The following is an 8,321-nucleotide window of genomic DNA, read 5'->3' on the forward strand; positions in this document are numbered from 1 at the left end:
CGCGGCGATGGCCTCGCCCAGCCTGTCGCGCGCGGCGGCGTCGCCCGGCGCGAACAGTTGCAGCAGTTCGCGATGCCGGGTGTCGCCCGCCGGCGTCGGCCCGGCGGCGATCCGCAGCAGGCCGAGCAGGTAGGCGCCCGGTGCGAGCCCCGCCTCGAGCGGCGCGGCGATGCGCCGGGCGGTTGCCGAGCCCGGCAGGTTCGCGTCGATCATGGCGAGGAACTCGATGCCGCGATCGCGCCCGACCAGCTGCATCGCCACCTCGTAGGCGAGGATGCCGCCGAAGGACCAGCCGGCGAGCCGGTAGGGCCCCTCGGGCTGGCGCTCGACGATCGCCTCCGCGTAATGCATGGCCAGCCCCTCCAGGGTGGCCGGCCGGCTCGCGTCGAGCGGCGGGCAGGGCAGGCACTCGAGCGGGCCGTCGGCGGCCAGGCCCGCCGCGAAGTCGGCCATGCCGTCGGCCAGGCCGGTGTAGTCGGGCAGCAGGAACAGCGTGCGCACGGCCGGCGCGGCCTGGCGCGGCTTCGCGGCTTGCCGCGCGGCGGCTGGCGCCGGGGAGGCGCTCACTTCGGCTATCAGGTTCATCGCATCGTCTCGCCATGGGGTTCGAAGCCGCGCAGCGCTGCCGGCGCATCGCCGTCGCGCGCCGGCTGCTCCGCTTCCTGGCGCATCGCCGGGCCGCCGAACCAGCGCACGAACGGAATCGTCATCGCGGTGGTGACCAGCGCCATGGTGACCAGGATCGCGTAGACATTGCCCGGCAGCACGCCCATCTGCAGGCCCATGGCCAGCACCACCAGCTCCATCAGCCCGCGGGTGTTCATCAGCGAGCCGACGATGGCCGCGTGGCGCGGATTCACGCCGCCGGCACGCGCGCCCAGGAAGGCGCCGCCGAACTTGCCGACGAAGGCCACCGAGAAGAACACCGCGAACCAGAACCAGGCGGCCGAGCTGGCCAGCACGTTGAGCTTGGCGTGCAGGCCCGCGTAGGCGAAGAACACCGGCAGCAGCACGGTGCGCACGAAGCCGCCGAAATGCGAATCCCAGTCCTCGCGCAGGTTCGGCAGGTCGCGCAGCAGGATCGCCGCGAACAGCGCGCCGAACACGCTGTGGAAGCCCAGCGCCGCGGTCGCCCAGGCCGAGGCCAGCACGTAGGGCACCAGGATCGCCAGCCGCTCGCCGGGCGAGGCCGCGCGCCGCGCCAGCGGGCGCACCACCAGCCGCACCAGCAGCAGCGAGGCGATGCCGAAGCCGATCAGCTCGCCGAGCACCGCCACGAACAGCGTGGCGCTCGAGCCGGCCACCGACAGCGAGGCGATCACGCCCAGCGCGAGCCAGCCGGCCAGGTCGGTGAGCATCGCCGCGCCCAGCGCGAGCTTGGCGGCGGGATGGCGGGTGAGCTTCATGTCGATCACCATCTTGCCCATCACCGGCACCGCCGAGACCGACAACGCGACGCCGCAGAACAGCACGTATTCGAGCTTGCGATAGCCGGCCGCCAGCGCGGGCCAGGACCAGAGCGCGGCGCCCAGGCCCAGCACGAAGGGCAGGGCCATGCCGCAGAACGCCACCAGCAGCGCCGGCCGCAGCGATTTCCCGCCGCTCGTCGAGCTGCCCAGCTCCATGTGCAGGCCCACGTCGAACATCAGCATCACCACGCCCACCTCGCCGAGCTGCGAGATGCCGGTCGAGGCGGCGGGGCCGAACACCATGCCGTAGAAGCCGGGGGTGATGGCGCCGACGATCGACGGCCCGAGCACGATGCCTGCCACGATCTCGCCGACCACGCGCGACTGGCCGACGCGCTCGGCCAGCGCGCCGAAACATCCGCACGCCACCACGATGATTGCCAGTTGAAGTAGCCAAAGCGTCATTCCGAGATTCTCCGAAAGTGTGGACCTCACGCGTGCGGGACGAGGCTGGAGGAGCCGGGGCGCAGACGATGCGAGCGATTTAACCAGCGATGCCGGCTCGCGTATGCAAGGGAAAGATGGGACAGGGCATTCGCATGCGGTGTCGCGCGAATGTCCCAGTTTCGTGCGGCAGACATGCCCGGACCCGCATGATGAAATCCTGCCACTGTCCGAGTGACCGGGGAGGCGCGCCGCTGGCGAGCCGCCGCGCGTCGCTCGTCGCGTTGCGCAATGCCAGTTCCACGAGGCCATTCCATGGACGACACCGTCGTAGCCAGCCAGCCCTTCCTTGCCGAGCAGCGGATCGAACGCTGCGTCGAGCGTCTGCGCCATATCGCCGGCCAGTTGCCGGGGCCGGTGCGCCTGCTGGTGCCGGGCGCCGAGGCGCGATCGCAGGAGCGCGAGCTGATCGCCGCCGCCTTCGAGCGCATCGGCGTGAGCCAGGTGCGCTTCATGGATGCCGAGGACGGCAGCCGTTCCTCGTTCGAGCATCTGCTCGGCCGCCACCTGTCGGAGGCGCTGGCCGCCGGCACGGCCGACAACGACGCGCGAATCGATTCGGAGGACGAACCGGATCGCGCCGCGGCGGGCCACGCGGCGGTAGCCGGGCTTGCGCCGCAGCGCATCGAGCGCGAACCCGGCGTGACGCTGCATGCCTACGCGGCCGGCGCGCCCGAGGCGCCGCCGCTGGTGATGGTGCTGCCGTTCGGCATGCCGCTGGCGCTCTGCGCGGGCTGGTTCGAGAGCCTGTCGCGCGAGTATCGCGTGCTGAGCTGGGAGACCCGCGGCCTGTTCGGTGCCTGCGACGATTTCAAGGCGGTGCGCGCCGACCTCGATGCCCAGGTCGACGACCTGTACGCGGTGATGCGGCATTTCGGGGTGGCGTCAGCGCAGCTGATGGGCATCTGCGGCGGCGCCGTGATCGCCGTCGCGGCAGCGGCGCGCGAGCCCGCGCGGGCCAGCGCGCTGAGCCTCTGGTACGGCGACTACCCGTTCGCCGACAGCACGCTGCGCACCCCGCACCAGGCCAATTTCGAGTGGCTGATGGAAGCCGCGGCGCAAAGCCTCGACGAGGCGCGCGACCTGCAGCAGATGTTCCTCGATCCCGGCACGCTGGCCACCACGCCGCCCGAGATCGCGCATCTCTCGCTTTATCCCTACGTCAACGCCGAGCTGCTGCATCGCTACGCGCGCATCAACGACGCGCTGAACAAGACCGACATCACGCCGTGGTTCGACCAGGTGCGGGCCCCGACGCTGGTGGTCACGGGCGACCGGGACACCACCACCCACGCGGGCGGCTCCGCCCTGGTCGCCCGGCGGATCGCCGGCGCGCGACTGGTGGTCGAGCCGGGCGGCACCCATACCGACTTCTTCGGCATGCCCGCGCCGTCGGCCGAGCTGGCGAGCGCCTTCCATCGCGAGCACGCGGTGTCGCCGGCCGCCGCTGCTCGCCCGGGCGCCGCGGCACCGGAACTCCGGTACGGCAGATGAACGGCACCCGGGCGGTGTCGCGGCCCCGGCCCCGACCCGCTCGCGCCGCCTTGCAGGCCGCCTGACGCGGATCCGCGCGGGCGGCCGCCTTCGCGCGATCTCGCCATCGTTTCGCAAGCTGGACCGGCTCGGTCATCGGTGCCGGGACTTTTACACAGGAGGATGTCCAGTGTTTTCTACTGAACCGGCACGTTCGGGTAGTGCGGCTGCCACGCAGCCGTCCGGAGCGCGCTCGCTACACGCGGCGTTCCATGAGCAGGCGCTGCGTTTCCCGGATCGCGTCGCGGCGTCCGATGGCGAACGCAGGCTCGGTTACGCGGAACTCGACCGCATGTCGTCGCGCCTGGCGGGCGAATTGCGCCGCGCCGGCGTGACTCCCGGCATGGTGGTCGGCCTCTACGTGGGCCGCAGCGTGCAACTGCTGGTCGGCCTGCTCGGCATCCTGAAGGCGGGCGCGGCCTACCTGCCCATCGATCCGAGCTATCCGGCGCAGCGCGTCGCGCACATCGTCGAGGACAGCGGCCTGTCGGTGCTGGTCGACGAATCGACCGAGCCCGCGCCGCTGGCCGGCCGGGCGGTGCGCAGCGTGCATCTCGACGCGCTGTGGTCGGCGCTGGCGGCGCCGGGCGCGGCCGACGAGGCGCACGAGGTCCATGCCTCGAACCCCGACGACCTGGCCTACGTGATCTACACCTCGGGTTCGACCGGCAAGCCCAAGGGCGTGATGGTCGAGCATCGCAACGCGCTGCGCCTGGTGGCGCGCACCGGCGCGCTGTTCGGCTTCGACGAGCGCGATGTCTGGTCGATGTTCCACTCGATCGGCTTCGACTTCGCGGTGTGGGAAATCTGGGGCGCCTGGCTGAGCGGCGCCCGCGTCGAGATCGTGCCCTACGCGGTCTCGCGCGCGCCCGAGCAGTTCCGCGCCTGGCTGGCGAGCACCGGCGTGACGGTGCTGAACCAGACGCCCTCGGCATTCCGCAACCTGGAAGCCGCCGATCGCGCCGGCGGGGCGCCGCTCGCGCTGCGCCACGTGATCTTCGGCGGCGAGGCGCTCTCGCACACGGTGCTGGCGCCCTGGATCGCGCGCCATGGCGATCATGCCCCGGCCTTGACCAACATGTACGGCATCACCGAGACCACCGTCCACGTCACCCACCAGCGCGTGACGCGCGCCGCGGTGGAGGCCGCGCCCGAGGCGATGGCCTCGATCGGCGTGGCGATCGACGACCTGCGCCTGCACCTGCTCGACGCGCAGCGCAAGCCGGTGCCCGACGGCGCGATCGGCGAGATCTACGTGGAGGGCGCGGGCGTTGCGCGCGGCTACCTGAACCAGCCGGCGCTGACCGAGGAACGCTTCGTGTCGCTGGCCACCGCCGAGGGCGCGACGGTGCGCGCCTACCGCTCGGGCGACCTGGCGGTGCGCGGCGAGGGCGGCCTGGTCCACGCCGGCCGTGCCGACGACCAGATGAAGATCCGCGGTTTCCGGATCGAGCCGGGCGAGATCGAGGCGGCCCTGCAGCGCAGCGCGCGAATCCGCGCGAGCCACGCCTGCGGCCACGATTTCGGCGACGGCGACCTGCGCGTGATCGCCTACGTGGTGCCGGCCGAGGGCGCGAGCCTGGCTGCCGCGGACGAAGCCGCGCTGCGCGAGGCCGCCGCGCGCGACCTGCCCGACTACATGCGTCCCTCGGTGTACGTGGCGCTGGCCGCGCTGCCGCTCACCGAGCACGGCAAGATCGACCGCCGCGCGCTGCCCGCGCCGGGCGCCGCGCCGGCGCAGGCATCGCCCGCCATCGTGCTGGACGAGGAGCAGTCGGGCGTGCTGGAGGTATGGCGCGACCTGCTGGGCCTGAAGACGATCGGCCTGCACGACGACTTCTTCGATGCGGGCGGCACCTCGCTCGCGCTGATCCGCTCGATCGCCGCGATCAAGGCGCGCTTCCGGATCAATCTCGACCTGAGCGCGCTCGCCAGCGGCGCGACCGCCCAGGCCCTCGCCGACGTGATCCGGGCCAATCGTGCCGGCCTGGCGCTGCAAGCCAAATGACCCTCAAGGAAATCGAATCATCATGGACGCACTGACTACTACCCGGAATTTCCAGCTGACCGACGAGGAACTGGCCTCGTTCCGCAAGAACGGCTATCTCGGCCCGTTCACGCTGTACTCGCCGGAGGAGATGAAGGCCGAGTGGCGCAAGGCGCGCCTGCGCCTGCTGGATCGCAGCCAGGCCGCCTACCAGGACCTGGACGCCGTGTCGGGCCAGACCAACATCGCCAACTACGACCGCCACCTGGACGACGACTTCCTGGCCGACCACATCATGCGCGCGGAGATCTGCGACCGCGTGTCGGGCATCCTCGGGCCGGACGTGATCTGCTGGCGCACCGAGTTCTTCCCGAAGTACCCGGGCGACGAAGGCACCGACTGGCACCAGGCCGACACCTTCGCGAACGCCTCGGGCAAGCCGCAGATCGTCTGGCCGGAGAACCGCGAGTTCGGCGGCACGATCACGGTCTGGACCGCCTTCACCGACGCGATGAAGGACACCGGCTGCCTGCAGTTCATCCCCGGCACGCACACCGCGATGAACTACGACGAGACCAAGCGCATGCGCTACGACCCGGACGCGCTGACCGGCGTCGAGAAGGAAGGCATGCGCCGCGGCTTCTTCGGCTACGACTATCGCGAGCTGCAGATCGACAAGGACTGGAAGCCGGACGAGGCGGCGGCCGCGGCGATGGAGATGAAGGCCGGCCAGTTCATCATCTTCTGGTCGACCCTGATGCACGCCTCCTACCCGCACGCGGGCAAGACCGAGGAGATGCGCATGGGCTTCGCCTCGCGCTACGTGCCCTCCAGCGTGCACGTCTACCCGGACACCGACTACGTCGAGGAATACGGCGGCAAGATCAGCCTCGAGCGCTACGGCTCGGTGCAGGTGGTCGGCGACCACACGCCCGCCTACAACCGCATGGTCACGCACACCACGCGCGGCAAGAAGTTCGAGCGAGGCTGAGCCACGCATGGCGCCGCGCATCCGTCCCGCCGTTGCCGGGCTGAACCGTGCGCGGCGCGGGATGCGCCGCGAGCCGGCGCGCGCGTTGCGTGCGGCGCGCGCGCTGGCGCTCGTCCTGCTGGCCGGGCAACTGGCCGGCTGCATGCTGGGCCCCGACTACCGGCGGCCCGATGCCGGGGCCCTCGGCATCCCCGAGGCCTGGCACGCCACCCTGCCGCACGGCGGCAGCCTGGTCGAGCTGAGCGAATGGTGGCGACGCTTCGACGATCCGGCGCTCAGCGCGCTGATCGCCGCCGCGCAGGCGGACAACCCCAATATCGACGCGGCGGTGGCGCGCGTGCGCGAGGCGCGCGCGATCCGGCGCGGCAGCCTCGCGCCGCTGCTGCCGCAGCTCAACGCGACCGGCTCCTTCGAGCGCTCCAACGGCAATACCCAGGCCGTCACCTCCAATGACGTCAGCCAGCCGCAATCGCTGCAGGAAAGCGAGCTGAACACCACGCGCGGCGCGCTCGAGGCCTCCTGGGAGATCGATCTGTTCGGCCGCCGCCGGCGCGCGGTGCAGGCCGAATCGGCGCGCAGCGACGCGGCCGTCGACGACTGGCACGACGCGCGCGTCAGCGTGGCGGCCGACGTGGCCGACAACTACGCGGCGCTGCGCGAATGCGAGGCGCTGCTCGAGGCGCGCCGCGACGAGCAGCGCTCGCGCGAGCGCTCCGACGCGCTGGCGCGCTTGCGCGTGCAGGCCGGCTTCCTGTCGCCCACCGACGCGGAATTGCCGATCGCCTCGGTGGCCGAGGGGCGCAATGCGCTGGTGCAGCAGGCCAGCCAGTGCGAGCTGGACCGCAACGCGCTGACCGCGCTGACCGGCATGGCGCGCGGGCCGCTCGACACGCTGCTGAAGCCCGGTTATGCGCGCATGCTGGTGCCGCGCGACGGCGCGATCGTCGCCCTGCCGGCCAGCTCGATCGAGCAGCGCCCCGACGTGCGCTCGGCCGAGCGCGCGGTGGCCGCCGCCAGCGCCGAGATCGGCGAGGCGCGCGCGGCGCGCTTCCCGCAGCTCTCGCTGACCGGCTCGATCGAGGTCGACCGCTATCACATCACCGGCCAGTCGCTGACCCTGCATCCCTGGGCCTTCGGGCCCTCGCTGAGCCTGCCGGTGTTCGACGGCGGCAGCGGCGCGGCCAACGAACGCGCCGCGCGGGCCCGCTACGAGAGCGCGATGGCGAACTATCGCGGCAAGGTCCGGCAGGCCGTCAACGAGGTGGAGAACGCGCTCACGCGCGTCGATGCCTCGGTCGAGCTGGAGCGCAGCGCGGTCGAGTCCGAGCGTCACTACCGGCTGTATTCCGAGGCGACCGACCGGCAGTTCCAGGCCGGCAGCCGCGACGTGCTCGATGTCGAGACCGCGCGCGGCCAGTTGATCGCCAGCACCCAGTCGGTGGCGGTCGCGCGGCTCGAGCGCGCGCAGGCCTGGATCGCCCTCTATCGCGCGATCGGCGGCGGCTGGCAGGAGCCGGACCCGGCGCTCGCGCTCGCGCAGCCCACGGACCCCGGCCATCAGGACGGCAAGCAAGGCGGCACGACGCTGACACCATGAATCTTCCCTTTCGATACACCGCGATGCTGGTGCTGGCACTGGCCTGCGCCGCCTGCGGCCCGTCCCGGCCCGTGTCCGAGGCCAACGCGGCCACCGGCGCGGCCAGCGCGGCCGAGGCGCCCACCGCGCTGAGCGTCACCACGGTCGCGCCCGATACTCGCCGCTGGGCGCGCAGCATCCTGGCCAGCGGCAGCGTCGCGCCGTTCGAGCCGGTGGAGATCGCCGCGCCCGCCAACGGCATGCCCTTCGCCACGGTGCGGGCGCAGGTCGGCGACCCGGTGCGCGCCAGCCAGGTGCTGG

At 72.0% G+C, this 8,321-nt stretch carries 6 protein-coding genes and 1 pseudogene; 5 read left to right on the top strand and 2 right to left on the bottom strand.

Annotated features, from left to right (window positions below):
• Both F3J10_RS32910 and F3J10_RS32915 read right to left on the bottom strand, forming a co-directional pair.
• The coding region (locus F3J10_RS32910; RefSeq protein ID WP_240155781.1) for a thioesterase domain-containing protein at positions 1 to 585 on the bottom strand (585 nt) is incomplete at its 3' end.
• Positions 582 to 1,874: a cation:proton antiporter gene (locus F3J10_RS32915; RefSeq protein WP_167234424.1), complete on the bottom strand. Its 1,293-nt coding sequence runs from the start codon at positions 1,872 to 1,874 to the stop codon at positions 582 to 584. The genes F3J10_RS32915 and F3J10_RS32910, both read right to left, overlap by 4 nt.
• A gap of 294 nt (positions 1,875 to 2,168) precedes the next feature.
• On the opposite strand from F3J10_RS32915, the gene F3J10_RS32920 reads away from it, so the two are divergent.
• The 5 genes and pseudogenes from F3J10_RS32920 to F3J10_RS32940 form a co-directional block, all read left to right on the top strand.
• The gene (locus F3J10_RS32920) at positions 2,169 to 3,407 is read left to right on the top strand and encodes an alpha/beta hydrolase (protein ID WP_167243836.1); all 1,239 of its coding nucleotides are present in this window, start codon (positions 2,169 to 2,171) and stop codon (positions 3,405 to 3,407) included.
• Positions 3,408 to 3,576: 169 nt separating this feature from the next.
• Positions 3,577 to 5,454: an amino acid adenylation domain-containing protein gene (locus F3J10_RS32925; protein ID WP_345791250.1), complete on the top strand. Its 1,878-nt coding sequence runs from the start codon at positions 3,577 to 3,579 to the stop codon at positions 5,452 to 5,454.
• A gap of 22 nt (positions 5,455 to 5,476) precedes the next feature.
• Positions 5,477 to 6,424: a syringomycin E biosynthesis L-threonyl-[L-threonyl-carrier protein] 4-chlorinase SyrB2 gene (syrB2, locus tag F3J10_RS32930; protein ID WP_025101941.1), complete on the top strand. Its 948-nt coding sequence runs from the start codon at positions 5,477 to 5,479 to the stop codon at positions 6,422 to 6,424.
• A gap of 7 nt (positions 6,425 to 6,431) precedes the next feature.
• Complete coding sequence (locus F3J10_RS32935; RefSeq protein ID WP_167243837.1) at positions 6,432 to 8,021, top strand: efflux transporter outer membrane subunit; 1,590 nt, start codon at positions 6,432 to 6,434, stop codon at positions 8,019 to 8,021.
• Positions 8,018 to 8,321, top strand: a pseudogene (locus tag F3J10_RS32940) (hypothetical protein); the annotation flags it as partial. The gene F3J10_RS32935 and the pseudogene F3J10_RS32940, both read left to right, overlap by 4 nt.

The organism is Burkholderia sp. Cy-637 (assembly GCF_011753175.1).
Lineage (GTDB): Bacteria > Pseudomonadota > Gammaproteobacteria > Burkholderiales > Burkholderiaceae > Burkholderia > Burkholderia gladioli.

Coding starts and splice junctions, on each gene's coding strand:
- F3J10_RS32915 (WP_167234424.1), bottom strand. CDS start 1,874: ATGACGCTTTGGCTACTTCAACTGGCAATCATCGTGGTGGCGTGCGGA.
- F3J10_RS32920 (WP_167243836.1), top strand. CDS start 2,169: ATGGACGACACCGTCGTAGCCAGCCAGCCCTTCCTTGCCGAGCAGCGG.
- syrB2 (WP_025101941.1), top strand. CDS start 5,477: ATGGACGCACTGACTACTACCCGGAATTTCCAGCTGACCGACGAGGAA.
- F3J10_RS32935 (WP_167243837.1), top strand. CDS start 6,432: ATGGCGCCGCGCATCCGTCCCGCCGTTGCCGGGCTGAACCGTGCGCGG.